Genomic DNA, 25,847 nt, shown 5'->3' with positions numbered 1-25,847 from the left:
CATGGTCAGTTGCGATTAGGTCAACTGCGCTATGACAGAGAAAAGAATCAAGCCAAACCGTACAACTATCATGCGCAAAATATCGTGATCCGAAACCTTCGCTTTACCGATGCGTTTGATGATTTCCCAGGGTGGGGACCAAGAGATTCGTTTAAAGTCGACAAAAAAGAATTTGGTCAAGGAAATTGCAGTGAGACGTTTGTTGATGACAAGGTCAATCCAACCGGGTGCACGCTGCGCGGAGGACGTTGGAACTCTGAGTACGACAACATCACAGTAGAAAACGCGTCTATGGTTTGGATTGATCACAACAGTTTTAGCAATGGTGAACGGACTGACGATCGCTTCCCACCCGTTTGGGACGCTCCATACAACGAAAAGACGCAAAAAGTGCAACACCACGACGCCTTGATCGATATCGTTGGCGCGTCAACCAAAGTGACGGTCTCGAACAACCACTTCAAGCATCACGATAAGGTTGGCTTGATTGGTTACAGCTCTAGCCAAAGCAACAAGAAGAAGTGTCTTAATGCGGGTTGGAGCGAAGCAAAGTGCGGCTCTTATTACTTCGCGCACAACAACTGGTTGAACGGTCAGCCCGTTGAGTTGAACGAGGTTGCCCACGCGAAGGCGAAAAAAGGCAAAAGCAATGCGCCGCTGATCTCGCTAGATCCGGCTCAAGAGGCGCGTTTTTGGCACCCAAGCCAACACTACGCCTATGATGTCAAAGCACCCGAAGAGTTGCTTAACATATTGAAAGATAAGGTTGGTGCGGGCAAGCTGAGTCAATAATTCAAACGGTATTGTCGCCAAACAAAAAAGCAGCCATCTGGAAGGAGGCTGCTTTTCTTCATTGCGTTTCTGACAGCGCGTCTATTACCGCGTCACCGAGGCCAAAAACTCACCAAAGCGTTGCCACGATTTTTCGTCGGCGTCTTTTCGATAGCGGTCGCTGTCAAACACGGTGAATGCGTGGGGCGCGCCGCTGTAGGTGATCATTTCATGGGGCACTTGGGTCGCTTCTAACTTGGTTGCGAGCGCGGCAAATTGATCCATGGTAATGGCCGTGTCCGCGGTACCATGCAGCACTAGGATAGGCGCTTTAGTTTGTTGATAGGATTGCCCTTCAGGCGTCGATAGGCCGCCGTGAAACGTCGCAAAACCCTTTGCTTGCATGCCTGCACGCGCCGATTCAAGAACTGCGGCTCCGCCAAAACAGTAACCCATGACCACCGCGTTGCTGACATCGCCCCCTAAGCTGGCGGCAAAGTCTAAACTGCCTTGCATCAAAGCACGCAATTTGTCTCTGTCTTTATAGAGCTCGCCAGTGTGTTGGCGACGATCTTCAATTTTCTCAGGCCGAATCCCTTTGCCGAACAAATCCGCAGCGAAGACGTTGTAGCCTTGCTCTGTCAACATCTGTGCCCGTTTCATTTCATAATCGGTCAACCCATCCCAGTCGTGCACCAGTAAGACCAACGGGGCATCGTCACCCGCTTTGGACCAGTAGCCCTCGTATTCACTACCATTTACATTGTAAATTTTACTTTCGCCTGCCAACGCATTGACGCTCATCAGCGCGCTACTGAGTAGCGTTAACCCTAACCCGATTCTCTTTTTCATTGTTCACCTCCGTTGTTTCAACAAGCTTAGTACGTATTGAGTCAAAATACGTTATCGCTTGTCTTACGTAAGCGGCGCACAAAGAGCGCAAATCGAAGCCATGTTTTTATAGGGGAGGATTAGGACGGCGTCGACACCTCATCCACCAAGTACAGAATCGATTGATACGGGATGCCACTGTGATGGGACAATCCGATTTCACAGGTGCGACTGTTACTAAATCCGCGGCGACACCCTTCGGGAACTTGCGCTTTGAGCGATTCGAGCGCTGCTTGGTTGAGCTCCGGTGTGGTGAAGCCTTTGTCGCCCGCCCAGCCACAACAGGCGATGTGCTCAGGTAGCACGACGTCGGTGGCGCACGCCTTGGCGAGCGCGAGCATGTCGGCTTCCAATCCCATGCGTCTTGCGCTACAGGTGACATGCAACATCACGGTTTCTTGTTTGGGCGTCAACGTTAAGTGTGGCAGCAAGTAACGATGAACGAAGCCCGTCGGCTCGACAATGGTCAGCGGCTGGGTAAAGTGCTCAATACTTCGCTTCGCGCACGGGCTGGTGTCCATCAAAATAGGATACTCCCCTTGGTAACTGGCGGCGTAGAGCATTTTTTCCAGTTGTAGGGATTTTTGCTTGGCGAGATCCGCCATTCCTTTGCTGTCATAGGGCATGCCACAGCAGAGGCTGTCGAGCTGGTCTGGGATGATCACTTCAAAGCCTGCTTTTTTGATCAGCGAGAGTGTGACTTGAGTCAAGCTGCGTGAGTCTGGGTTGTCCGCTTGCTGGCCCATAGTTCTTGAAGCGCATGAGGGCAGATAGACCACTTTTTTATCGGATTTGACCAAGAGTTCCATCGCCTTATTGACGCGGTGGCGGTTTGCGGTGGGAATTTCTGCTAACCATTGTGGCGTTTTGCCTTTGGTGATTCGGCGAATTTGGCTCATGACCGCCGCCATATTGTTAGGGCGTAGTAGGGCAGAGGCGATACGGTTTGCGCCCAGCGCGGCGCGGGTTAACGTGGTCGTAGTGGCGAAGTGATCCGCTGTCCAACGTGCAATCCGCGTGAAGGACTGATACTTGGCACTGCGCAGTTGCTTGACCAGATCACCCGTGTTGATGCCCACCGGGCAGCGATCGGCGCACAGTCCGGTGGCGGCGCACGTATCCAAACCTTGATGTTCAAACACTTGCTCTAGCTCATGCGCGCTAGGCAGTTGATGGCGTTTGCGGTGCTGGATCTCACGATACAACACAATCCGCTGGCGAGGGGAAAGCGTTAAGGTGCGCGATGGGCAGACCGGCTCACAGAAGCCGCATTCAATGCAACGATCGACAATCGGATCCGCCGCAGGCATCGGCTTCAAATCCTCAAGGTGCGCGTTGGGGTTGTCGTTGATGATGACGCCGGGGTTGAGCAGTCCGTCGGGATCAAACAAGCGTTTAATTTGCTGCATTAATTGATAGCCGTCCTGGCCCCATTCGAGCTCGACATAAGGGGCCATATTGCGCCCTGTGCCATGCTCTGCTTTAAGTGAACCTTGGTATTTCACCGCGACCAACTCGGCAACGTCATCCATAAATGCGCCATAGCGGGCGATCTCTTCTTGGCTATCAAACCCTTGGGTAAAAACAAAATGGAGGTTGCCTTCCAGCGCATGGCCGAAAATGATCGCCTCATCGTAGTGGTAGCGATCGAACAGTTGCTGCAAATCGCGCACACCGTGGGCCAAATGCTCAACGGGAAAAGCGACATCCTCGATGATAACGGTGGTGCCCACTTCACGAACGGCGCCGACTGCAGGAAACATGCCTTTTCGAATGCCCCACAGCGTGGCGACGGTGTTCGCATCGCGGGTAAAATCGACCGATTCGATAATCGCGTAATCGGTCAGAGCCGCCATCACACGCTCACATTGCGCCTCGAGCTGATCAGCACTTTCTGCGTGGGTTTCAACCAACAGCGCGGCTGCGTCCGTGGTCAGTGTCGACATAAAGTCGGGCATACCCGGTTTATCGGCGACGGATTTCAGCGCGCGGCCATCCATCAGTTCGACGGCGGCAATGGGCGATTGGGAGAGAGTCGTGACGGCGCGACTGGCGGTCTCGATATCAGCAAACACCAGTAACGACGAGGCTTTGAACGGGTGATCGGCCACGGTGTGGTAAGTGATGTCTGCGATAAAGCCTAAGGTGCCTTCTGAGCCAATCATCAGATGTTCGAGCACTTCAATCGGATCATCAAAATCGACCAGTGCGTTAAGGGCGTAGCCTGTGGTGTTTTTTAGGCGATATTTGTGACGAATGCGTTCGGTGAGTGTGGGGTTAGCGCGCGTTTTTGCCACCAGTTGGGTTAAGCCGTCAATGATGTCAGGGCGCTGGCGTTTAAATGCCTCGACACTGGCTGGGTCAGCACTATTGAGCACGGTGCCATCGCTTAAAACCAGTGTCAGGCTATCGATGGTGCGATAGGAGTTTTGCGCCGTACCACAACACATTCCACTGGCGTTATTCGCTGCGATGCCGCCAATTTTACAGGTATTGATTGAGGCGGGATCGGGGCCAATTTTACGCTGATAGGGCGCAAGGTAACGGTTGGCGTCAGCGCCAATCACACCGGGTTGCAGGCGGATTTTTTCGCCATTATCGATAACCTCATGGCCGCGCCAGTGATCGGTCAAGGTGATCAACACCGAATCCGACACCGCTTGGCCTGAAAGGCTGGTGCCTGCGGCGCGAAAGGTAAAGGGCACCGCAAACTCGCGGCAGGTGCGGATCACCCAAATCACTTCATCGAGGTTGGACAACTTGACCACTAGTTTTGGAATCAAGCGATAGAAACTGGCATCGGTGCCATACGCAAGGCGCTTGGCGTCATCGGTGATCAGTCTATCCTTATCAAGGCGCTGGCTCAGCGTCTCAATCAAGGCCGAATAAGGATGAGAGTTTAACGTATTGGGCATATCCGCTTCCTGCTGTGTAGAGTGGGGCTATCATGGCCTAACCACTTGTTTTTATTATGTCGTTTGGTGCCTGTCTTGCTGCACGGTTTGCTGATTATATTTGGCTCAGCGCATCGAGATTGAGATCCGCAAGTGATTTTGCGCCAGTCAGTGTCATCGCGACGCGCATTTCACTTTCATACAGGCTCAGTAAGTGTTCAACCCCGGCTTGACCTTGCGCGGCCAAGGCATAAATAAATGAGCGACCGAGCAGGGTGCAATCGGCGCCAAGGGCGATCATTCTGACGACATCAAGGCCGCTTCGAATGCCCGAATCGACCATGATCTTCACCTCACCTTTGACGGCGTCGGCGATAGCGGGAAGGGCTTTGGCGCTGGAGAGGACGCCGTCGAGTTGGCGTCCTCCGTGGTTTGACACCACAATGCCATCGGCGCCAAATTTCACCGCGTCTTTGGCATCCTCAGGATCTAAAATGCCTTTAATAATCATTGGGCCTTGCCAAAATTCACGAATCCACTCGAGATCTTTCCAACTGATGGAGGGATCGAAATTGGCCCCCAACCAGCCAATGTAGTCCTCTAACTGAGTCGGTTCACCGCGATAAGCTGAAATATTGCCCAGATCATGCGGCTTACCGTTGAGACCCACATCCCATGCCCACTTTGGGTGACACGTCGCTTGCCAGACCCGCTTTAGCGCGGCGTAGTCACCACTCATGCCTGAATGTCGGTCACGGTATCGAGCGCCGGGTACGGGCATATCGACGGTAAAGACTAAGGTGGTGACGCCGGCCGCTTTGGCCCTTTCAAGAGCGTGTTTCATAAAGCCGCGATCTTTGAGTACATAGAGTTGAAACCACATCGGGCGTGCCATCACAGGGGCCACTTCCTCAATTGGGCAGACAGACACCGTCGAGAGCGTAAACGGGATGCCTTTGTTGTCAGCGGCGCGCGCCGCTTGCACCTCGCCACGCCGAGCGTACATACCGGTGAGCCCGACGGGGGCTAGAGCAATAGGCATCGAGAGGGTGTCGCCAAACAGATCGCAAGAGAGTGACAGATCTTCCATGTTGCGCAGTACCCGCTGCTTAAGTGCAATGGCCTGTAAATCCTCGCAGTTGCGGCGCAGTGTATGCTCCTGATTCGCGCCGCCATCAATATAGTGAAACAGAAAGGGAGGCAAGGCACGTTGAGCGGCCGCGCGATAGTCGCTAGGGGCGGAAATGATCATGGCGATGTCCTTACGGCGTTACATTGTGATTGAATTGTTTCTTAATTGTGAATTTATCGCTTTCCTTTTTCTCGGTATAGGGAAATAATGAAAATGATTAATTCCAAAAATGACATAATACGATGCGCGCAGACGATCTTATTCTCTTCTCTCAAGTGGTGGAACTGGGCAGTTTCAGCAAGGTGGCAGAGCAAAATAACCTGACAAATTCGGTAGTTAGCAAACGAATTGCAAGATTGGAGCACGATCTCGGCGTGCAGCTTTTATATCGTACAACGCGCAAATTGACCCTGACAGAAGCGGGCAAAGCCCTGACGCAAGGTGCGAAAAGTGTGAAGCAAGCCGCGCAAGAAGCGCTCGATACGGTGTCAGGGTATGGCGAGAGTATATCGGGTCACATTCGCATGTCGGTGCCGACCATCTCGGGCGATTTGATCTTGGCTGATGCGGTGGCGGAGTTTTGCAATCTTCACCCCGGTTTAACGGTCGATATGTCACTGGATAACAAGTTTGTCGATTTGCTGGAAGGGGGTTTTGACTTAGTGATCCGCACCGGTTACCTGGAAGACTCGAGCCTGATCGCGCGTCATATTTTAGACTCGCAGTGGGTGGTGTGCGCGTCCCCTTCCTATATTGCCAAACAAGGCAAGCCGATAGAGCCTCGCGATCTGTTGCAGCACAACTGCCTGCAATACGCCTATCAAACCACGGGCGCCAGTGAGTGGGAGTTCAAGGGCAAGCAGAGCCATTATTTTGTTAAAGTCTCCGGCAGTTTTTCCACCGATAACGCCACTGCTCTGCGCAAAGCGGCGCTCGGTGGTCACGGCATTGCCTATGTACCGCGCTGCTTGGTTTACCATGATTTGCGCAGCGGTCAGCTGGTTGACCTCTTCCCAGAACAAGTCGCTAAGCGGCTCGGCATTTACGCCGTCTATCCTTTTACTCGCCAGCCGCCCAACAAGGTCAAGCTGTTGATTGAACACATCCGCACCCGATATCTGGCGATTTCGCACTATTTTTGAGTCCGCTCTCTATTCGAGCACCGATGCCTATTTAAGCTGATGAATATCCGATTTCAAATCGCTGATGATCCCTTGGTAACTGCTCATTTGGCTGTCCGTTTGCTTTACCTCAGCATCATAAAAATGGGGGTACTCTTTTTCTAGGCTTTGGAAAGCCATAGTGGTGATCGCGAGCTGCGCCATCAAGTAGGCATCATGCGTCGTCGATTCCGCAATCAAGCTATCGAGTTCATCGCGTGTCAGGGCGAGTTCGTTTTGCAACTGCATGAAGGTGCGTTCACTTTCCGGGGTCAATGTGTGTTGATCATCGTCTAGTTGCGTTAATGTCGCGTTATGGGTGAGCAGAGTGAGTAGTTTCGCGACCGATTGAGAGAACCGTTTGGGCTCGCTAAGCATGCCGGATTGATAGGCTTGGCACAGCGCAAAGGAGGCATCTCGATAGAGCTGAATGCTTTGCGAGCGTTTGTATTGATGAGAAACCCCGGCGGAGTAGGCACGCAGCGCTTCAATCTTCAGTTCATTGGAGTCGGATTCAAAGGCGGTGTTGACCATCAGTGCGAGCGCTTGCTGATTGACAGCGCTGGTATCACCAGCATGGATAATGCAGGTGCGATAACGTTCTTGCTCAGCCATGATCGCGTCTTCGTTTTTCCAAAGTGAAGTCAAAATAGAGCTGGTGGCGCTGTTGGAGCTACATCCTGTTAATAGGACGCTGCCAAGTAGCAACAGGGCGGTGCGAACGGAGCGAATCTCTATGATGGAGTCTAGGGTGACAGGCAATGTCGATGTGGTGCGTTTCATGCTAAATGTTCCTTAATCAAATGTGTTCCTTAATTAAATATCTTCCTCAATTAAAAGAAGTAACCTAACCCGATCCCGTACGTCACTTGTACATCGTCCCCTTGTTGAGCGGTGATAGTGCTGTGTTTGGCATCGTTAGTGAGTTGCTGCATATAGGCGCCTGCACCCAGTGCCCAGTGGCGATTGAGGCGATGGACTACTCCCGTCCAGGCGTAGTATTGACGTAGCCCACCACTGGCTGCAAAAGGCGCAATGCCGGTCAATTGGCTCTCTTGGTCACTGACGGAAAAGTTGTTGCGCATAAACTCGCCGTTGGCCCAAGTCAGACCCGCACCAACGCCGACAAACGTTTCTTGGTTAACCGGCACCCAGACACTGTTGTAGAGGTTAATGTTGGCGCCTTCGGTGTCACCGCTAAAGGCATGGCTTGCGAGTGCGCCAGCGCGATAGCGAAACGGTAACGCGTAGTCGGTGTTCACGACGCTGTAGCCGACAAACAGCCCCAACTCGGTGCCGGACTCTATGGCGTTGAGCTGATCCACCGCCGAATTTTTGACCTCATCTCGACCCAGTTTGTACAGCACGGCGGGACCATATTCAAAGTGTGAGTCAGTGTTGACTTTAATGCCCGCATAAGGCCCATACCACTCCATATACCTTCCCGATTCAAACGCGTAGCGTCCGCCGGGTACTGCGCCTGTCATGCTCTCTTTGGCGCCGTGATATTCCGGTGTTTTGCCAATACCAATGCCGAAAAAATCGGGAAATCGATATGGCGTCGCCGTGACGTGGCTGGAATATAGGCTGGTAATAAGCAGCAGAGAGAGACATAAGCGAGCAATGGGCGTTGGGGGCGAGCTGAGAGTCATAGTCATCAAGATGTCTTGGTTGCAAGAGGAAGAAAAGCGCCTTGGAGCGCGCGGTTGGCGCCATTTTAGTGATCTTGATTCATCACCGTACAGGCATGCTCAGTTATACATTGCATAACAAGTGGAGATGTAATGGTGCAGGATTGCTGAGGAAATGTGATCTTCTTGGCGATGATGGCGCTTTCATACCAAGATAAGCGATCGGGTTGATCGAGAATTCATCAGATTCATAACGATTGAAGATGTTTTGAATAAATTTGGCTTTATGTATTTTACGCTTATCGAAAATTATTATGCACACCGTTCAATTACCAATAATTATTCGAGGGCTTACAAATGAACAGCAACAAAACACTTTTGGCTTTGGCCATCGCATCGCTAACGGCAACCTCTGTGTCGGCTTCAGAAATTTACAATGACGGTAAAAACTCGATCCAAATGGGTGGACGCGCAGAAGCGCGTGCGTCAGTCATGGACGGCGAATTCGAAGATCGCTCACGTATCCGTCTTAACTTCTTAGGTAAAGCGGAATTGGCCAACGGCTTCTACGGCATCGGCTTCTACGAAGGTGAATTCACCACCAATGAGCAAGGTCAAGCGACCGATACTGACGCAGATAACCTCACCAACCGTTACGCATACGCAGGCTTTGGCTCCCTGTTTGGTGAAGTGACTTACGGTAAGAACGAAGGCGCGCTGGGCGTCATCACCGACTTTACCGACATCATGGCTTACCACGGCAACTCGGCGGCGTACAAAATCGCCATTGCTGATCGCACCGACAACATGCTCACCTATACCGGTAAATTTGGTGGCTTGGGCGTGAAAGGTTCGTACCGCTTTGCAGACCGTATTACAGAAGATGCGACTGGCAAACTCGATAAATTCGACAACAATGATGCCGATGGCTACTCACTTTCGTCCACCTACGCGTTTGATATCGATGAGTTTGGTATCAACCTTGGCCTAGGTTATGCCGACGGCAATGAATTTGATGAGCGAGGCTACGTGATTGAACGTGACCAATTTATGCTCGCAGGCTCGGTTGCATTCCGTGACTTCTACTTTGCCGCCGCGTATGTCGATGGTGAAGATAAAAACCGCACCCTAAGACAAGCGTCTGACCTGTCAGGTTATGAAGTGGCGGCGTCGTACACACTGAATAAAGCGGTCTTTACTGCGACCTACAACTACCTAGAAGAGAAAAACAAATACACCGGTGAGAAGAGCGACGCAGCCGATAACATCGCGATTGATGCGACCTACTACTTCCAGCCGAACTTCCGTGGCTATATCTCATACAACTTCAACAACTTGTCTGACAGCGATGTGCAATACAAGTGGCAAAAAGAAGACGAGCTAGCGCTTGGTATCCGCTACGACTTCTAACGTTATCCCCCGCACCGAAGTGGTTTGGCCGCTTCGGTGCGTTCAATCTCAACCGATTGTCACGAGCCAGTGGCTCACATACCAATAGGACCCTAACCCATGAATACGTTTACGCACAACAGTTTACTGGTGGCGATGGCGCTCGGCTTAACCGCGTGCAGTGAAGGCGAGGTGACCCTGCCGTCGACTGCCGTAGAGCAAACCACCGTACAGGTGGTTGAGCTTAAAAGCCCTTTCTCGCAAACCCTCAAGCACTTTAATGGCATCATCAGCTCGCAAAATAGCGCAGGGCTGTCGTTTCGCGTGGCTGGCACCATAGAGACGCTGCTGGTCGATGAAGGCGACTTCGTTGAAAAAGGCCAACTGCTCGCCACACTGGATAAGCATGACTACCAAGTCGCGCTTGAAGAGCTAGAAGCGAAGATGCTGGAAGCTAAGTCGGCGCACGCTCTTGCCAGCAATGAACTGAAACGCGTTAAGCAAGCGCGCGCCGATGACGCGATCGCCAGTGTCAATCTTGATCGTGCTATGAGTGCGTATGAGCGTTCGGCGGCGATGGTCAAAGTGGTGGAGAAGAACATTCAGCGCGCGCAAGATGCGTTGCGCTACACCGAGTTGCGCGCCCCGTTTTCTGGGCTAGTGGGCCGTATTGCGTATGATGAATTTGAACAAGTGCTGCCGGGCGCGGCGGTGATTGGCTTGCAAACCCCTAACGCGCTGCAAGTGGAAATTGATGTGCCGGAAAACTTGATTGCCTCTATCAACACTGGCCAAGAGGCGACATTGAGCTGGTACGGCAGCGAGGCTCAGCGTGCGGCCAAAGTGACCGAAATAGCACCGTTTCCTCACCTTATTAAACAAACCTACACGGTCAAACTTGCGCTGTCTGAGCCAAGTGACGAACTCTTTATTGGTAAATCTGTTGTTGTGTCGACCACTAACGCTCAGCAGGTACCGGCTTACTGCTTGCCTTACTCGGCCTTGGTGGGCGAGCAAGACACACTGCACGTACACCTCATCCGTGATCAGAAGGTTGAGAAGCGCGCTGTCGCCGTTCGTTCACTCAATGCCAATACTGCGTGTGTTGACGGACAACTCTCGGCAGGTGAGCAGGTGGTGGTGAGCGGTACGCACTATTTGTCTGATGGACAAAAAGTGGCGAATGTTCTGGTTCGAGCAGATTAAGGGTGAGATGCAAGCATGATGAATCTAGCCGAATTTGCCATTCGACAGCGCACCTTTGTGCTGTTTTTTACTGCGTTGAGCGTGATTGCCGGTCTGTTTTCCTATTTTGATCTTGGCAAGCTCGAAGATCCCAGTTTTACTGTCAAAACCGCCGTGGTGGTAACGCTTTATCCTGGTGCGAGCGCTGAAGAGGTCGAGCAGCAAGTCACCGACACCATAGAGACCAAGCTGCAAGAAATCGGCGCGTTGGATAAGCTGCGCTCCATTTCTGTTCCGGGGCGTTCGATGGTGTTTGTTGATCTGCACGAGTCAACCAATTCTAAAGCGTTACCTCAGCTTTGGGACTTGATGCGTCACAAGATCAATGACGTCAAATTGCTGCTGCCATCCACTGCGCAGATCAGCATAGTGCAAGACGAGTTTTCAGAAGTCTACGGCATGCTGTTCGCCATTTATGGCGACGACGCAAAACCGGAAGAGCTGCGTCGCTACGCCGAGACCTTGCAGCGCCAACTGAAAGCCGTGTCTGGTATCAAAAAGATTGAGCTACACGGCGTGCAAAAGCGCGTGGTGCACATTGATATGCCCGATGAGCGCTTGGCGCAGTATGGCTTGTCAGTGACTCAAGTTTTGAATCAACTCAACGCACAAAACACGACTTTTGATGCTGGCAGCTTTGATGCGGGTTCACAGCGTATTCGCGTCGAGCAGAGCAGTGAATTTCAATCCATCGATGACATTCAAAACTTGGTGATCAAAGGCGGCGTCAGCGAGCTGAGCACGGGTTTGATTCGCTTGGGCGATGTCGCGGATGTGACGATGGGCTATTTAGAGCCGGCGCTCACTCAAAGCCGTTTTAACGGCGAACAAGCAGTGACCTTGGCGGTGAGTCCGGTTGATGGCATCAACGTTGTCGCGCTTGGAGATACCATCACCGAGATGATCGCACAATTTAATGCCGAACTGCCTCTGGGTGTGAGTGTATCCACCGTCGCTTATCAGCCAGAAGAGGTACAGAAGTCGATCGATGAGTTCGTTGGCAACTTGGCCGAGAGCGTGGCGATTGTCTTCATCGTGTTGCTGGTCTTTATGGGATTCAAAAGTGCGGCGATTGTCGGCGGTAGCTTGATCCTGACCATTCTGCTGACCTTGATTTACATGAACGTGCGTGAGATTGATTTGCACCGCGTCTCACTGGGCACCTTTATTTTGGCGCTCGGTATGTTGGTGGACAACGCCATCGTGATCACCGATATGATGATCGTGAAAATCAACAAAGGTGTACACCGCACTGTCGCAGCGATCGAGTCTTTCAAAGAGACCGCCATCCCTCTGCTTGGCGCGACCGTGATTGCCATCATGGGCGCAAGTCCTGTGGTGTTCTCCCAGACGGATGCGGCGGAATTTGCAGAGTCGGTGTTTGACATCATCGCAGCCTCATTGCTGCTCTCTTGGCTAGTCGCCATGGTGTTTACCATCTTGATGTGTTGGTTGTTTATCAAACCCAGTAAAAAAGCGCAGCAGGGCGAGGGCAGCAGTCATCGACTGGCGAAGATCACTGGCTGGATTGTCGATAACCCGAAAAAGGCTTTGTCAACCTTAGTGCCAACTATTCTCGTGACGATTGCTCTAGTGCCGTTGGTCGGAATGAACTTCATCCCACAATCGGATCGTGAAATCGTATTCTTGGATTACTGGCTACCTAATGGCGCAAAAATCGAGCAAACCTCGAGTGATATGCGTCAGATTGAGCAATGGCTGCTCGCTCAGTCTGAAGTCGAGAGCATTTCAACGGCGGTGGGCGCAAGCGTGCCACGCTTCTCTGTGACGGTGGAGCCGGAGCCATTGGATGCGGCTTATGGGCAGATCCTCATCAATACGCATGATTTTCACGGCATCAAAGATCTGGTTGCTCGTGGTGATCGCTACCTTGCGGAGCAGTTCCCGAATGCGCAGCCACGTTTTCGCGCCTTGAAGCTCGCGACGTCTGATAAGTTTGCCGTTGAAGCGCGCTTCTCAGGGCCAGATGCCAATGTGCTGCATGAGTTATCTGAGCAGGCTCAGGTGATTTTTGCTAGCCACCCAGATGCACGTTATGTGCGTGACGACTGGCGCCAGCAGACGCAAGTGATGAAGCCGGTTATCAATCAAGACAAAGCGCGCCGCGCAGGCATTAACCGTGCCGACATTGCGCTGGCGATGAAACGTGCATCCGACGGATTGACGGTCGGCATGATGAATCTTAACGACGAACTGATCCCCATTCAAGTTCGCGCGACAGAGCGCACTATGGCGTCGCTTGAAACCTTGCCGGTGAAATCGATTCTTGGCATGCACACTGTGCCGCTTGGTCAAGTGGTGGATGGTTTTGAATTCTACCCAGAGGAGTCGATGATTTGGCGCCGAGATCGAGTGAAAACCATCACAGCGCAAGCAGGTGTCGCTCGTCATGCCACGCCAGCCCAAGTGCGTGACGCGGTGAAAGAGCGCATTGAAGCAATTGAACTGCCAGACGGTTACTCCATGGAGTGGGGCGGTGAGTATTACGATGAACACAAAGCGGTGACCGATATTTTGATGCAACTGCCTAAGGCAATGATCATCATGATCATCATCTTGGTCGCGATGTTTAACGGCTTTAAACAGCCGATCATCATCCTCGCGACCATTCCACTGGCTGCAACAGGGGCGGTGTTCTCGCTGGTGGCATTTGATAAACCGTTTGGATTTATGGCGCTGATTGGTGCGGTCACCTTGACCGGTATGATCATCAAAAACGGCATTGTCTTGATGGATCAAATTGAGCTTGAGCGCAAAGCAGGGCTTGGCCTGGCCGATGCGGTCAAAACCGCGACGCTTAACCGCACCATGGCGATATCGATGGGCGCGTTGACCACGGCGCTAGGTATGATTCCGCTAATGAGTGATCTGCTGTTTGACCAAATGGCAGCCACTATTATCGGCGGCCTTGCGGCAGCTACCGTGCTGTCACTGATGGTGATGCCTGCGGTGTACATGCTCACCACCAAAGACCAACCGACGCGCGGCGATGACGCGTTTAACTTCGATACCCAACCAGCAGGTCAATGATCATGATGACACGTTTTACTTACAAACTGCTGCCTGTTGCGATGGCGTTATCGCTCTCGGCCTGTGCAGTCGGCCCCGATTATCAAGCGCCAAGTATGACCTTGGCCGAGGCTTACCTCAACGCCGAGCACGGTGAGCAAGCAACCCAAGATTTGTGGTGGCAATCCCTCGGTGATGAGACGCTCAATCAATTGGTGGCACAGTTGCAACAGCAAAATATCCACCTGAAAACGGCAGCAGAGCGCATCCAAATGGCGAATGCGTACCAAACCATTGTGGAGTCGTTCAAAGTGCCCACCGTCAATGTGGGTGCAGGGTACTACAACTACCAGTTCAGTAAGAACGATTCGGCGCTAGGCCCGATCCTTAACCCGCTTGGTCAGAGTGTGCCGGGGCTCGACAACATTGCTCCGGGGCTCGGTTCGATGACCTTGATGGACAATCAACATGACGGATTCGCTTTACGCGCGAATCTCTCATGGGAGTTGGATCTGTTTGGCCGCATTGATAAGCAATCGGAAGCGGCGAAAATTCGTGTCGAACAAGCCGAGATCTACCGTGAAGGGTTGAATCTGGCGCTCAGCGCGGATCTGATTCACAACTACTTGCAGTATCGCGGCGCCCATCAGCGCAAGCAATTGGCGCTCGAGAACATTGAGGATCAAAAGAAGACCCTCAAGTTGGTGACGAGTGTGGTGAACAGTGGCTACGGCTCGGCGCTTGACCAATCGCAAGCCGAAGCCATGCTGGCGGCCACGCAGGCGATCATTCCACAGTTAGAGATCGCGGAGCAGGTGCATAAGCATCGCATGGCGATTTTACTCGGTGTGCCGCTGACTCAAATCGATACCCAGCTAGCCACGCATCAGAATGTGCCTGAGTTGCAAGGCTTGATTCCTGTCGGTTTGCCGTCTGAACTGCTGACCCGCCGCCCAGATATTCGTATCGCGGAGCGTGACATGGCCGCCATCAATGAGGAGCTTGGCGCGGCGATGGTCAATCGCTATCCGAAGTTCTTTATTACTGGTACGCCAGGTGTCTCTGCTGGCAGCTTTGATGATCTGTTTAAAAGTGATTCATTCGGCTGGGCGGGCAGTGCTGGCGTGAGCTGGAACGTGTTTGATGGCGGACGTGGCAAGGCCAACGTAGAGATTCAGGAATCACGCTTGAACAACGCCGCGCTGCGCTACGAGCACACGGTGAATAGTGCGATTGCTGAAGTGGACTCGACGCTGTTTGCCTATGGCCGCAGCCAACAAAACCGCGATCAAATTGACATTGCTATGCAGGCGACCGATCGGGCGCTGGATAAAGCCAAGTCACTCTATCGCGCGGGGCTGATTGACTACATTGCGCTGCTGGACGCCCAGCGTCAGCACCGCGTGATGCAAGATCGCCAAGTTGCCGCCAAACTGCAAACGGCGCAAGCGACCGTGGCGGTGTACAAATCGCTCGGCGGTGATTGGTCGGTGCAATAACGCGGGTAAACCTAACCATTAATCAAAGTCTTACTGCTCGATGAGTACTGGTCCTCCTCATGGGCAGTGAGGCTTTCTTCTCCAAGGAACTGACATGAAACCCAACGCTTGGGTAGTGTGCAGCGCCATTGCTTTGGCTGGCTGCTCATCGATCCCCGAAAAAACCAACCAACCACTGACGAGTTCGGCTGAACCGCGTTATACAGTGAGCGAAAAAATCGCCACGCTGCCAGACAATACGGTGGTGTTGCTGAGCTTTTCTGGCGGCGGCACTCGTGCAGCGGCGTTTTCCTACGGTGTCATGAAAGGACTGCGTGACTACCGTTATGAGTACCAAGGGCAACCCCATCGTTTGCTCGATCAGGTTAACGCCATCAGCTCTGTCTCTGGTGGCAGTTTTACCTCTGCCTATTACGGCTTGTACGGCGAAGCCATCTTTGACGATTTTGAACAGGCGTTTTTATACAAAGATGTGACGACAAGTTTGAAAGACATCGTCATGAGCCCCGAGTACTGGTTCTCCAAACATGCGCGCTCGGCCGCGGCGGCGGACTATTACAACGCGCATATTTTCCAAGATACCACCTTCTCGGCGCTACGCGATGATGGGCCGATGATCATTATCAATGCCACCGATCTCTCGACCGGCGCGCGTTTTTCATTTACCCAAGAGTATTTTGATCTCATTTGCTCCGACTTAAATAGCTACTCAATTAGTGACGCTGTCACAGCGTCCAGTGCTGTTCCTCTGCTCTTCTCACCTGTCCTGCTCGAGAATTATCCCGGCTGTGAGCGGGCGGTCTACAGCGCGCAGAGTCGGCACCGTACCTTACACAGCGCCACCAATCGTTCGCTGAAAAAATTTGAGGACAGAGAGCGTTATCAATATCTGCATTTGGTCGATGGTGGCATCAGTGACAACCTCGGGCTGCACGCCCTGTATGACTTAGTGACGACCCAAGATTTTGGCTTAGTTGCTGAGAAAGATCGCCTGCAAACCGTGGTGGTGATTTCGGTCGATGCTGCGGTGCGTCCAGATTGGGAAATCGGCCATCAAAAGCAAGAGCCGACAATGGCGAATCTATTGGGTTCGGCCAGTGACGTGCAGATCCACCGTTACAACGATTTGTCCAAAACCTACCTCAGCATGATTTTGGATGAGTGGCAAGCACAGCAGCCTGATAGGCGCTATCTGTTTGTCGATATCAATCTCTCAACGGCGGAGGACCAGGCTTTTGTTCAGTCCATCCCAACCGATTTTCATCTCAAAGAAGCGCAGGTCACGCGGCTGATTGAACACGGCTACCAACAAGTAATGACACACCCAGAGCTGGCGCTTTTCATCTATCAAGGCACTCACCCACAAGAGGCAAACAGAGAGTAATATGGCCCTATCGGAGAAATCGGTGATCGACACCATCGAAGTGGTGGATTTTGTGTCCTTCACTATCGCTATCATCCTACTTTTTATCGGTAAGTTCGTCTTATCGCGCAGTCGTGTGCTGCAAAAATACAGTTTGCCTGAGCCGGTGATTGGCGGCTTTATCTGTACTTTGGTGGTTGCCTTGGTTTACTACCTGTTTGGGAAAGAGATCCAGTTTAACTTGCAGGTGCGTGACATTTTGCTGCTCTACTTTTTTGCCGGAATTGGCCTTAAAGCAGACATCGACAGTTTGCTCAATGGCGGTAAGCCCTTGATGGTATTGTTGCTGCTGGCGAGTGTCTACATCGTACTGCAAAACGTACTCGGTATCAGCGTCGCGACCTTGTTTGGTTTTGACCCGAAAGCAGGGTTAATGACAGGTTCGATTTCGCTGATTGGTGGCGTAGGCACTACCGTTGCGTGGGCGCCCACCTTTATTGACGATCTCGGTATTGCTAATGCGATGGAACTCGGCATTGCTGCCAACACGCTAGGCTTGATTTCGGCGTGTGTCATCGGCGGCCCGATTGCAGCGTATTTGATGAAGCGACACGCTATCAGCGCCAATAGTGCCCACGATTTGGATATTGGTATGGCGCACACCAGCAGCAAAAAAGACATCTCGGTGGATTATTTTGGTGTGCTGCGCGCTTGGCTATGGCTGAATGTCTCTTTAATTATTGGCTACTTTTTGGATTTGTCGCTAGAGGCAGCGGGCCTCAAGCTACCCATGTTTGTGGCGTGTTTGATAGGCGGTATTGTACTGGGTAACTTCGGTCGCTGGATTTTGACCAAGCTGCGCAGCGAGGAGTTTAACACTTACGCCGAAGACGCCGAAAAAGGGCTCTCACTTATCCAAGATATCTGCTTGGGGATGTTTTTAACCATGGCGCTGATGAGCCTCAAATTGTGGGAGCTGCAAGGTAGCGTGGGTTACCTTGCGGTGGTCATGAGTGCTCAAGTCTTGTTGTCGATTGTGTTTACCGTCTGGGTGGTATTCCGCGCGATGGGCAAAGATTATGAAGCAGCTGTCATGTGCGCCGGCTTTGGCGGGGTGACATTAGGCTCGACCGCCACCGCGATTGTCAATATGACCGCGGTGACGCAGCAATACGGAGCCGCGCATAAGGCGTTTATCATTCTACCTTTGGTGTGCGGATTTTTCATCGATGTGGTCAACGCCTTGGTGATCAACTATTTTGTGACTTGGTAACGGGTGTTATTGGGTTGAGAACAATCCAAAATCAAACGCGGCGCCTGAGGCGCCGCGTTGCTTTGTAGGAAAATTAACCCAAACTCAGTGCTTGGCGCTCGCGATGTAGTGCTTAATTTTATCGCGCAGCCAAATACCGGCATCGGAGTTACTGTCTCGACGGTGCCAGATCATCGTATGGTTGATAGAGATGCTGTCGAGTGGGTAAGGGAGCAATTTGATGCCTAAGCGGTGTTCGACTTGTTGGCCGAGTAGGTAGCTGGACGTGCACAAGCAATCCGACATGCTGGCGAGATGTAAGGCCCCGAGCAAAGAATCGCTGACCGAGCTGATATCACGGGTCGGGATGTAAGATTTAGTGAATCGCTGAGCAAGGGACATACTGCCGCGTTCCATCATCATAATGATGTGCTTCTCAGCGTAAAACTGCGCTTCGTTGATGTGATCATGAATACGTGGATGATCTTGGCGACACGCTACCACGCAGTGATCCTCAATTAACAATTCACTCATAAACGCTTTATTCTGCGGCACATAAATATCGATAGCTAAATCGAATTGACTTAAGCTCAATTGTTCTTCTAATAATTCTTCGGAAATAGGAATAGGATGCAGTTCGATTGTAATATTTTCGAGTTCGTTATCTCGCTCTATCGCTGGATGTAAAATATTTAGCATTGCTTCGTTAACTAATACTTTAAATGTGCGATGTTGTGCGGGAGTAAATTCAGAAAGAGAGTCAACCGCATCATCTAATAAGTAAATGGATTGTTTCAGTTGTTCCGCAAAGTTAATGCCTTTTTGCGTAGGAGTGATAGAGCGCCCTTGGCGAACAAACAAGGCGGCCCCGATCTGGTTTTGCAAGCGTTTTATGGCGGTACTGACACCCGGTTGGGTCATATCCAGTTTATCCGCGGCGGCGGTAATTGAACCAGTACGATAGACTTCCAAAAATATCCGAAGCGCGCTTAAATCAAGTTTACTTTTATCACAACTCATCGGTTGACTCCCAAATATGATGGCTATGATTTTCATCAAACCAAGTAAGAAGTCAATATATTTTCTTTCGATAAGAACTATTAATAATATTGGCAATTGTAACACTGAGTTAATTATGATAAATGAGTCGAATTTTTTGGATAAAAACGCAGGTTAAATAATAATTTAATTTCAGTTTTAATATTTATTTTCCCGTATCAAGGTGTAGATATTTAATTTAATGAACTTCGATGGCTGCATTTAGGGTTTTGTCAAATACTCTGTTCTTCAACGTGGCAAAGTGGTGATGGGCTTTTTGTACCTCTTGTAGCTCTAGCATCCATTGTGCACTGCGCTGAGCACTGCAAAATGCGGTCATATGGTGGAGCAGATCCTCGCACTGGTGGTGCAGAATATGACTGATGGCCTCAACCAATGGGTTGGACTCAATCGACATAAACTGAAGTTGGGCGTAGGTTTGGTTGAGCAGTTCAAAGGCACGATGATGTTGCCCCATTTTGTTGAGGATTTCTGATTGTGTGATGGCGGCATCTCGTAATGCTGTCGTCAAACAGCGAAACTGGCATGGCTTGGTGTTGTCATCCTCCATCGCCTGTTGGACATGGCTGGGTAGGTAGGCCAACACTTGATCGTACAGGTAATAGGCTTCAGGCCAATGTCCTTGCTCCAGCAATTGTTCGGCTTTGAGATAGTGTGTCCAGCATTGCTGTAAATCCATTGATATCACTCCACATTAAACGGCACACTGCGTATTTAAATGCAATTGGTTATTATATGCAAATAATTATCATTTGTTATTTTGTTGGGGCGATTTGCTGGTTATTTGAGCAGTTGAACGTGAATACTGTGTAAGTCACTAAAAACTAAATAAAACTGACCTAAACTAAGGAAACAGAACAATAACAATGAAGGACCGAACTATGGCTATTCAAAGACTTGAGGCGAGCCAGCTGTATCATTTTGCGGAGCTAGAAAAGCTCGACAGCAAATCAACCAAAGAGTTGGCCCCTATTGATGAGATTGTCGGTCAAGAGCGCGCGCAGAAAGCGGTAGAGTTTGCGATGTCGATCAAGGAGAAGGGATACAACATTTATGCGATTGGCCAGAATGGACTGGGCAAGCGCACCATGATTTTACGTTACCTCAACCGCCACAAACACGATGAGAGTGCGTTGTACGATTGGTGCTATGTGGCGAATTTCGAGGATATCCGTACGCCAAGAGTGTTGAAGCTCCCTTGTGGTGTCGGCAGCCGATTAAAGCAAGACATTGAAAAGTTGATGGGCAAGTTAGTCAATGCGATGCCTCTCGCGTTTGATAACGAACTCTACTACAGCCGTGCGGACAAATTGAAAAACCAATTGGCCGCCAAGCAAGAAGCTGAGCTTGCCAGTATTACTAAAGAAGCGAAAGCCAAAGGCATCAGTCTTACCATCACGACGCAAGGCGATTATCAGTTTGTTGCGATGAACGGCGAAGAGATGCACACCGAAGAGTCGTTTGATGCACTGAGCAAAAAAGAACAGGAGTACTTCGGCGCGACCATTGATGAGCTTGAAGTCAACTTGAGAAACATGGTGCGTCAGCTCACCGAGTGGGAAGAAGCCTACAGCGAAAAAATCAAAAAACTCAATGATGACGTGACACTCGATGTGATTACGCACTTTATCAAACAGTTGAAAAAGGATTACTCAGGATACCCAGAGATCAAATCCTACCTGAGTGAACTTTCACAAGACATCGTCGAGAATGCCGACATCTTTCTTGAGCAGAGCGCTGAGCAAGGAGAGGTGGCCGCGGCTTCACTGGACAAAAAATTGCCTCGCCGTTACAAGGTTAACGTTTTGGTAAGCCGTAAAGAGAGTAAGTTCCCCATTGTGGTGGAAGAGAATCCGAACTACCACACTTTGTTCGGTTACATCGAAACCGCTACCTTTAAAGGCACAGTCTTCACCGACTTCTCGTTGATACGCGCGGGGAGCTTGCACAAAGCCAACGGCGGTGTATTGCTGATGGATGCGCAAAAGGTGTTAGAACAGCCCTATGTGTGGGATGGGCTTAAGCGGGCGTTAAGGGCGCGTCAGCTCAGTTTAACGGCGCTAGAGAAAGAGGTGACACTCACCGGCGCCGTCTCACTCGATCCTGAGCCGATTCCTTTGGATGTAAAAATTATCCTGTTTGGTGACTATCGCACCTATCAGTTGCTGCAACACTACGATCCTGAGTTCAGCGAACTGTTCCGTGTCACCGCCGATTTTGAAGATGAGATGACGCGCACGCCTGAATCGGAATTGCACTATGCGCGCTTTATTTCAAGTGTCGTGAACGACAACAGTATGCTGCATTGTGACCGCAAAGCGATTGCGCGCATCATCGAACACAGTTCACGATTGGCGGGCGATCAAACCAAGTTATCACTCCATTCGGCCAATATCGCCAATTTGTTGCGTGAATCGAACTACGTCGCGCGTCAAGCCAACTCCAATATGATACGCGTCAGCCACGTCGAAGAGGCACTGGCTAATCAAGAGATGCGAGTGAGCCGTTTGAAAGACACCGTGATGGAAGGGTTCACCAACGGCACAACTCTGATTCGAGTGGAAGGCGAGGCGGTCGGTCAGGTCAATGCGTTGTCGGTGCTCAGTACCAGCGAGTACATGTTTGGCGCGCCGAATCGCATCACCGCCACCACCTGTTATGGTGATGGTGATGTGATTGATATTGAGCGCAGTGTCGACCTTGGTGGCAGCATTCACTCCAAAGGCGTGATGATTTTAACCGCCTATCTCTCATCGGTGTTTGGTAAAACCGCGAAAGTGCCGCTCAGCACCACGATTACGTTTGAGCAGTCCTACGGCGGGGTAGATGGCGACAGCGCCAGCATGGCGGAGTTTTGCGCGGTGGTGTCGGCGTTTTCTAAGCAGCCCAATCGTCAGGATATAGCGATCACCGGTTCGATGAACCAATTTGGCGAGTCTCAACCGATTGGTGGCGTCAACGAGAAGATTGAGGGCTTCTTTGATGTGTGTACCATCAAAGGTCGCTCGCCAAATCAAGGGGTGATCATTCCTCGCTCAAATATGCACAACCTGATGTTGCGTCCTGACATCGTCAAAGCGGTGGAGAAAGGCGAGTTCAACATTTGGGCGATTGATCATGTGACGGAGGCGATTGAGTTGTTTACCGGCAAAGCCGCTGGTCAGCCGAGCGATGAGGGCAGCTACCCGATTGACACCATCTTTGGTATTGCGCAGGCCAAACTCAACGCTCTGCGCAAGTAGTTCGATTGCTTATCTAGGCTTGTCAACCTTGGGTATGACAAGAAAAAAAAAGAAGTAAAAAAGAGAAGAGAAACAAAAGAGAGACCTCGCCTTAGCGAGGTCTCCTTATTTGAGCGGTTCTGTACTGAAGTGGTGATGTTCAACGTGCGATGTTCATGGAGAGCTGTAAATCCAACGACAGCGAGGCGAGTTTGGTTTTCAGCACTTGACGCATGGTGTCCAACTCCGAGACTTTCAGCTGTTTCTGGTCGGTGGTGACATCGAGGCGGACACGCAGCTCACGACCCACTTTCGTCACGCCAGCCACTTCAAGTTGCGAGCTAAGTTGCGCGTCAAGGGCGCTCACTTCTTTGTCCACGCGGCGCAGAATTTCTTTGCTTGGTGCCATCATCAGTAGTTCTCGCATCGCATCGCGAATCATATCAAACGGTACTTTGATAAAGTAAAACGACATGGCAATCATCATCATCGGGTCTGCGTATACTGCGTAGTGCGCGAACGGCGAATAGGTTAGCGCCAAAGCGAGTAAGAAACCGAGCGTAACCGCGACACTAAGCAGTGTATCCATTTGCCACTGCTTGGCTTCCGCCTCAATCAGGCCAGAGGAAAAACGCTGAGATTTTTTCGCGATCATCCACCATGCATAACCACAGCCAATGACGTTCACGATGCCAAACAGAGACGCAATCGAAGGATCAACCTCGCGGCCGCCATTCGCAACAGCGATAAGTGCGGAGTACAGCGAATACCCAACAATCGATAAGATAACCGCTCCTTTGATGGCGATGACCACCGGCTCTAACACCGCTTTACCAAAAGGAAAATGACTTTTCTGTGGGCTCTGGATGTAACGTGATACCGCGAGCGACAATAAAGTTAACAGCAAACTAACAAGTGAGTAGACGCCGTCAAAGACGATAACCAGTGATCCAACCAATGAACCGAGTACCAAACCACCCACAGCAAAGCCAGACGCAATAAGAGCTGAAAAGGTCAGTATTCGTTTTTCATTCAAGCTGGTTTGAGCACACATAACATCATCTCTGTCGTAAACACGCTTATAGTTTTTACTTAAGCGGACATTTAAACAACTGAGAAATGTGCATGGTCGAAGGGTGAAAGGAAGGGTTGGTAAATATTTTATTATAAATCAGCTGGTTAACAAGAAAATTATGTGTCAATAAATTTGACGCTGGCTGTCGGTCGGTTTAGAAATCAAACAAATATTCATTGAGGCGATCCGCAAGCCAAGTCATCCCTGGGTGCTCCGCCATGCCCGCAGACGTAAACATGCAGTAATCTTCCTGAGTAAGTCCGTAGGTATGTTTGATGACCGAGAGCTTTTGCTGACGCAACAAATGGCGAATCAAGGGTTCAGGTAACACGCCCCATGCGTCCTCTTCCATAATGGTTTTGAGCATATAATCGAAGCTTGAAAAACCGATGTGTCGCAATGAAAAAGGCTGAAGTTCTGGGTTGTCTTTCTCATTAAGATACACCATGACCGCTTGCATGGCATTGCGCAGCTCATCGTCGGATACTCGGCGCAACTGACTGAGCTTATGATCCGCACTGCATACTGACATCATGCGGATTTTGCCTAAGGGTTGGTAGGCGATGTGTGGGTCGTCGATGCGTTCGTAATCCACACCAAAGGCAAAATCGACTTGCCCGGTGGCGACCAAGTTTGCCAAGTCGCCACTGGATGCCAAGACGAGGTTGAATGAGGTGGCAGGGAACTGGTTGTTGAGTTTGTGGGAAAGATCCAGCCACATATCATCAGGCAATGAATCGTCACGAGCGATCCACACTTCGGCGTTAAATTCACCTGAGACTTGCGCGCAGGTTTGGCGAATTCTCGCGGCGGTGACCAGCAAGTTTTGGCAATCTTTGTAGATGGCTTTGCCGGCCTCAGAGAGGGTCAAATGGTTGCCAGTGCGAATGAACAGGTCGATTTGCAGATCTTTTTCCAACGCTTTAATGGCCATACTGAGCTTAGTTCGATTGCAGTCTAACTGGCGAGCCGCCTCTGAGACGGAACCCGTATCGGCGATGGTACAAAATGCCTCAATTTGCGATAAGTTCATATTTTGGTCAATTTGGTTGGGTTATCATCGATCTTATACGAATAACAGATGTCTGTCTGTTTTCAGTAGCGAAATGCTATCAATTTCATGCAGGTTTGGTAATCTTCTGCTATGCCAAATGAAGATGTTATAGGGAGATCATGATGGCGGCAACTTGGGATGAACTCGCACCGGACTGGGAGAAAGATGAGTCCACCAGCCTTTATGCGCAAAAGGCGTTCGAGTCATTGGAGAATGCAGTCCGCATTCAAAATACACATGTGTTAGATTTTGGTTGCGGTACAGGATTACTGAGCCAAAAACTCTCTCCATTGGTGAAAGACATCGTCGCGCTAGACAGCTCGGAAGCGATGATTGAACAACTCGATCTCAAAGAGCTCGCCAATGTTGAGCCCGTCGTCGATATTCTTTCACGCGGCTTAGTCGCCATGCACCCGGCTTTTCGACATCAGTTTGATCTCGTCGTGGCCTCCTCGGTGTGCAGTTTTCTTCCTAACTACGCGGAAACCGCCGACGTGGTTTACAGCCTACTTGATGCCGGTGGCCACTTTGTTCATTGGGATTGGCTCTCTGACGGCAATCAAGAGAGCGGAATGAGCAAGGAGCACGTGAACCAAGTGCTCACCGGTGTTGGTTTTAGTGAAGTGCTGACTTCTGTACCGTTCGCGATAGATACCCCACACGGCAAGCTGCCGGTTTTGATGGCGATAGCCAAAAAATAATTCGCTAAGAGCTTGAGTGTCTTTGCTTTTAATGCTGATAGCGACGAACTTCTTCTAAAACCTCGGGGTTAGCAATAGCACCGAGGTTTTTTATTGTTTCGCCATGAAGCACTTGTTTCACCGCCAGTTCAACTAACTTGCCAGATTTGGTTTTGGGTATATCACTCAACGTGTAAATTTCGCTGGGTACGTGGCGTGGTGAGCATTGGCTTCTGAGTCGAGTGGTGATGGCAGCTTTGAGTCTCTCATCGAGTATTACCCCCTCTGCTAACTGGACGAACAGGACAATGGTTTCGTCTCCCTCTTTTACGCGCCCAACCGCGATAGAATCAAGGACTTCTGGCAACTGGTTCACTTGCTGATAAATTTCAGCGCTGCCGATCCTGACGCCACCCGGGTTGAGGGTGGCATCACTACGGCCAAAAAAGCGTACACCACCGGTTTGACTCATTTGAACGTCATCACCATGATGCCAAGTGT

20 protein-coding genes are annotated in these 25,847 nt (G+C 50.8%); 10 read left to right on the top strand and 10 right to left on the bottom strand.

Translation table 11 applies throughout. The features are described from left to right. The first annotated feature begins 9 nt into the window (after nt 1-9). The gene (locus tag AC6R03_RS05925; RefSeq protein WP_500632114.1) at nt 10-792 is read left to right on the top strand and encodes a pectate lyase family protein; all 783 of its coding nucleotides are present in this window, start codon (nt 10-12) and stop codon (nt 790-792) included. 84 nt (nt 793-876) lie between these two features. On the opposite strand, the gene AC6R03_RS05920 is transcribed toward AC6R03_RS05925, so the two are convergent. The 3 genes from AC6R03_RS05920 to lldD all read right to left on the bottom strand — a co-directional run bounded on the left by AC6R03_RS05920 (nt 877) and on the right by lldD (nt 5,808). Beyond that, complete coding sequence (locus AC6R03_RS05920; RefSeq protein ID WP_500632115.1) at nt 877-1,623, bottom strand: dienelactone hydrolase family protein; 747 nt, start codon at nt 1,621-1,623, stop codon at nt 877-879. Nucleotides 1,624-1,742: 119 nt separating this feature from the next. Beyond that, nucleotides 1,743-4,577, bottom strand: coding sequence for an FAD-binding and (Fe-S)-binding domain-containing protein (locus AC6R03_RS05915; RefSeq protein ID WP_500632116.1), 2,835 nt, complete (start codon nt 4,575-4,577; stop codon nt 1,743-1,745). A gap of 94 nt (nt 4,578-4,671) precedes the next feature. Next, entirely contained in the window at nt 4,672-5,808 is a 1,137-nt protein-coding gene (gene lldD / locus AC6R03_RS05910; RefSeq protein WP_500632117.1) for an FMN-dependent L-lactate dehydrogenase LldD, read from the bottom strand. Between the two features lie 122 nt (nt 5,809-5,930). Here lldD and AC6R03_RS05905 point away from each other — a divergent pair, with 122 nt between their 5' ends. After that, on the top strand, nt 5,931-6,830 hold the full coding sequence (locus AC6R03_RS05905) for a LysR family transcriptional regulator (protein ID WP_334552215.1): 900 nt from the start codon (nt 5,931-5,933) through the stop codon (nt 6,828-6,830). 27 nt (nt 6,831-6,857) lie between these two features. Here AC6R03_RS05905 and AC6R03_RS05900 read toward each other — a convergent pair whose 3' ends face one another. Next, nucleotides 6,858-7,631, bottom strand: a complete 774-nt coding sequence (locus tag AC6R03_RS05900; RefSeq protein WP_500632118.1) for a hypothetical protein — start codon at nt 7,629-7,631, stop codon at nt 6,858-6,860. Between the two features lie 50 nt (nt 7,632-7,681). After that, complete coding sequence (locus AC6R03_RS05895; protein WP_500632119.1) at nt 7,682-8,506, bottom strand: MipA/OmpV family protein; 825 nt, start codon at nt 8,504-8,506, stop codon at nt 7,682-7,684. Nucleotides 8,507-8,836: 330 nt separating this feature from the next. Here AC6R03_RS05895 and AC6R03_RS05890 point away from each other — a divergent pair, with 330 nt between their 5' ends. The 6 genes from AC6R03_RS05890 to gltS all read left to right on the top strand — a co-directional run bounded on the left by AC6R03_RS05890 (nt 8,837) and on the right by gltS (nt 18,278). Continuing rightward, entirely contained in the window at nt 8,837-9,889 is a 1,053-nt protein-coding gene (locus AC6R03_RS05890; protein WP_500632120.1) for a porin, read from the top strand. 99 nt (nt 9,890-9,988) lie between these two features. Beyond that, entirely contained in the window at nt 9,989-11,074 is a 1,086-nt protein-coding gene (locus AC6R03_RS05885; RefSeq protein ID WP_500632121.1) for an efflux RND transporter periplasmic adaptor subunit, read from the top strand. A gap of 15 nt (nt 11,075-11,089) precedes the next feature. Beyond that, entirely contained in the window at nt 11,090-14,164 is a 3,075-nt protein-coding gene (locus AC6R03_RS05880; RefSeq protein ID WP_500632122.1) for an efflux RND transporter permease subunit, read from the top strand. 2 nt (nt 14,165-14,166) lie between these two features. Next, nucleotides 14,167-15,642: an efflux transporter outer membrane subunit gene (locus AC6R03_RS05875; protein ID WP_500632123.1), complete on the top strand. Its 1,476-nt coding sequence runs from the start codon at nt 14,167-14,169 to the stop codon at nt 15,640-15,642. A gap of 94 nt (nt 15,643-15,736) precedes the next feature. Further along, the gene (locus tag AC6R03_RS05870) at nt 15,737-17,026 is read left to right on the top strand and encodes a patatin-like phospholipase family protein (RefSeq protein WP_500632124.1); all 1,290 of its coding nucleotides are present in this window, start codon (nt 15,737-15,739) and stop codon (nt 17,024-17,026) included. 1 nt (nt 17,027) lies between these two features. Beyond that, nucleotides 17,028-18,278 carry a sodium/glutamate symporter gene (gene gltS, locus AC6R03_RS05865; RefSeq protein ID WP_500632125.1) on the top strand — a complete coding sequence of 417 codons (1,251 nt, stop codon included), beginning with the start codon at nt 17,028-17,030 and terminating at the stop codon, nt 18,276-18,278. An 84-nt stretch (nt 18,279-18,362) separates the two neighbouring features. Here the strand turns inward: gltS and AC6R03_RS05860 are convergent, their stop codons facing one another. Both AC6R03_RS05860 and AC6R03_RS05855 read right to left on the bottom strand, forming a co-directional pair. Beyond that, entirely contained in the window at nt 18,363-19,277 is a 915-nt protein-coding gene (locus AC6R03_RS05860) for a LysR family transcriptional regulator (protein WP_500628736.1), read from the bottom strand. 217 nt (nt 19,278-19,494) lie between these two features. After that, the gene (locus AC6R03_RS05855) at nt 19,495-19,995 is read right to left on the bottom strand and encodes a hypothetical protein (RefSeq protein WP_500632126.1); all 501 of its coding nucleotides are present in this window, start codon (nt 19,993-19,995) and stop codon (nt 19,495-19,497) included. A 202-nt stretch (nt 19,996-20,197) separates the two neighbouring features. Here AC6R03_RS05855 and AC6R03_RS05850 point away from each other — a divergent pair, with 202 nt between their 5' ends. After that, nucleotides 20,198-22,558 carry a Lon protease family protein gene (locus AC6R03_RS05850; protein ID WP_500632127.1) on the top strand — a complete coding sequence of 787 codons (2,361 nt, stop codon included), beginning with the start codon at nt 20,198-20,200 and terminating at the stop codon, nt 22,556-22,558. 139 nt (nt 22,559-22,697) lie between these two features. Here AC6R03_RS05850 and AC6R03_RS05845 read toward each other — a convergent pair whose 3' ends face one another. Then, complete coding sequence (locus tag AC6R03_RS05845) at nt 22,698-23,591, bottom strand: cation diffusion facilitator family transporter (protein ID WP_500632128.1); 894 nt, start codon at nt 23,589-23,591, stop codon at nt 22,698-22,700. 175 nt (nt 23,592-23,766) lie between these two features. Further along, nucleotides 23,767-24,645 carry a LysR family transcriptional regulator gene (locus AC6R03_RS05840; RefSeq protein ID WP_487902307.1) on the bottom strand — a complete coding sequence of 293 codons (879 nt, stop codon included), beginning with the start codon at nt 24,643-24,645 and terminating at the stop codon, nt 23,767-23,769. A 143-nt stretch (nt 24,646-24,788) separates the two neighbouring features. Between AC6R03_RS05840 and AC6R03_RS05835 the strand changes: the two genes are divergently transcribed. After that, nucleotides 24,789-25,367, top strand: a complete 579-nt coding sequence (locus AC6R03_RS05835; protein ID WP_500632132.1) for a class I SAM-dependent DNA methyltransferase — start codon at nt 24,789-24,791, stop codon at nt 25,365-25,367. A 28-nt stretch (nt 25,368-25,395) separates the two neighbouring features. Here the strand turns inward: AC6R03_RS05835 and AC6R03_RS05830 are convergent. Next, a partial coding sequence (locus AC6R03_RS05830) for an AMP-binding enzyme (RefSeq protein ID WP_500653647.1) occupies nt 25,396-25,847 on the bottom strand: 452 nt, incomplete at its 5' end.

It is taken from the genome of Vibrio sp. R10-SG-ISO4 (genome assembly GCF_059834135.1).
The sequence above is the reverse complement of the archived record's forward strand: the minus strand, read 5'-3'. Positions and strand labels throughout refer to the sequence as shown.

Excerpts from the sequence above, each read along its gene's own strand:
- AC6R03_RS05920 (WP_500632115.1), bottom strand. The coding sequence starts at position 1,623 with ATGAAAAAGAGAATCGGGTTAGGGTTAACGCTACTCAGTAGCGCGCTG.
- AC6R03_RS05915 (WP_500632116.1), bottom strand. The coding sequence starts at position 4,577 with ATGCCCAATACGTTAAACTCTCATCCTTATTCGGCCTTGATTGAGACG.
- lldD (WP_500632117.1), bottom strand. The coding sequence starts at position 5,808 with ATGATCATTTCCGCCCCTAGCGACTATCGCGCGGCCGCTCAACGTGCC.
- AC6R03_RS05905 (WP_334552215.1), top strand. The coding sequence starts at position 5,931 with ATGCGCGCAGACGATCTTATTCTCTTCTCTCAAGTGGTGGAACTGGGC.
- AC6R03_RS05900 (WP_500632118.1), bottom strand. The coding sequence starts at position 7,631 with ATGAAACGCACCACATCGACATTGCCTGTCACCCTAGACTCCATCATA.
- AC6R03_RS05895 (WP_500632119.1), bottom strand. The coding sequence starts at position 8,506 with ATGACTATGACTCTCAGCTCGCCCCCAACGCCCATTGCTCGCTTATGT.
- AC6R03_RS05890 (WP_500632120.1), top strand. The coding sequence starts at position 8,837 with ATGAACAGCAACAAAACACTTTTGGCTTTGGCCATCGCATCGCTAACG.
- AC6R03_RS05885 (WP_500632121.1), top strand. The coding sequence starts at position 9,989 with ATGAATACGTTTACGCACAACAGTTTACTGGTGGCGATGGCGCTCGGC.
- AC6R03_RS05880 (WP_500632122.1), top strand. The coding sequence starts at position 11,090 with ATGATGAATCTAGCCGAATTTGCCATTCGACAGCGCACCTTTGTGCTG.
- AC6R03_RS05875 (WP_500632123.1), top strand. The coding sequence starts at position 14,167 with ATGATGACACGTTTTACTTACAAACTGCTGCCTGTTGCGATGGCGTTA.
- AC6R03_RS05870 (WP_500632124.1), top strand. The coding sequence starts at position 15,737 with ATGAAACCCAACGCTTGGGTAGTGTGCAGCGCCATTGCTTTGGCTGGC.
- gltS (WP_500632125.1), top strand. The coding sequence starts at position 17,028 with ATGGCCCTATCGGAGAAATCGGTGATCGACACCATCGAAGTGGTGGAT.
- AC6R03_RS05860 (WP_500628736.1), bottom strand. The coding sequence starts at position 19,277 with ATGAGTTGTGATAAAAGTAAACTTGATTTAAGCGCGCTTCGGATATTT.
- AC6R03_RS05855 (WP_500632126.1), bottom strand. The coding sequence starts at position 19,995 with ATGGATTTACAGCAATGCTGGACACACTATCTCAAAGCCGAACAATTG.
- AC6R03_RS05850 (WP_500632127.1), top strand. The coding sequence starts at position 20,198 with ATGGCTATTCAAAGACTTGAGGCGAGCCAGCTGTATCATTTTGCGGAG.
- AC6R03_RS05845 (WP_500632128.1), bottom strand. The coding sequence starts at position 23,591 with ATGTGTGCTCAAACCAGCTTGAATGAAAAACGAATACTGACCTTTTCA.
- AC6R03_RS05840 (WP_487902307.1), bottom strand. The coding sequence starts at position 24,645 with ATGAACTTATCGCAAATTGAGGCATTTTGTACCATCGCCGATACGGGT.
- AC6R03_RS05835 (WP_500632132.1), top strand. The coding sequence starts at position 24,789 with ATGGCGGCAACTTGGGATGAACTCGCACCGGACTGGGAGAAAGATGAG.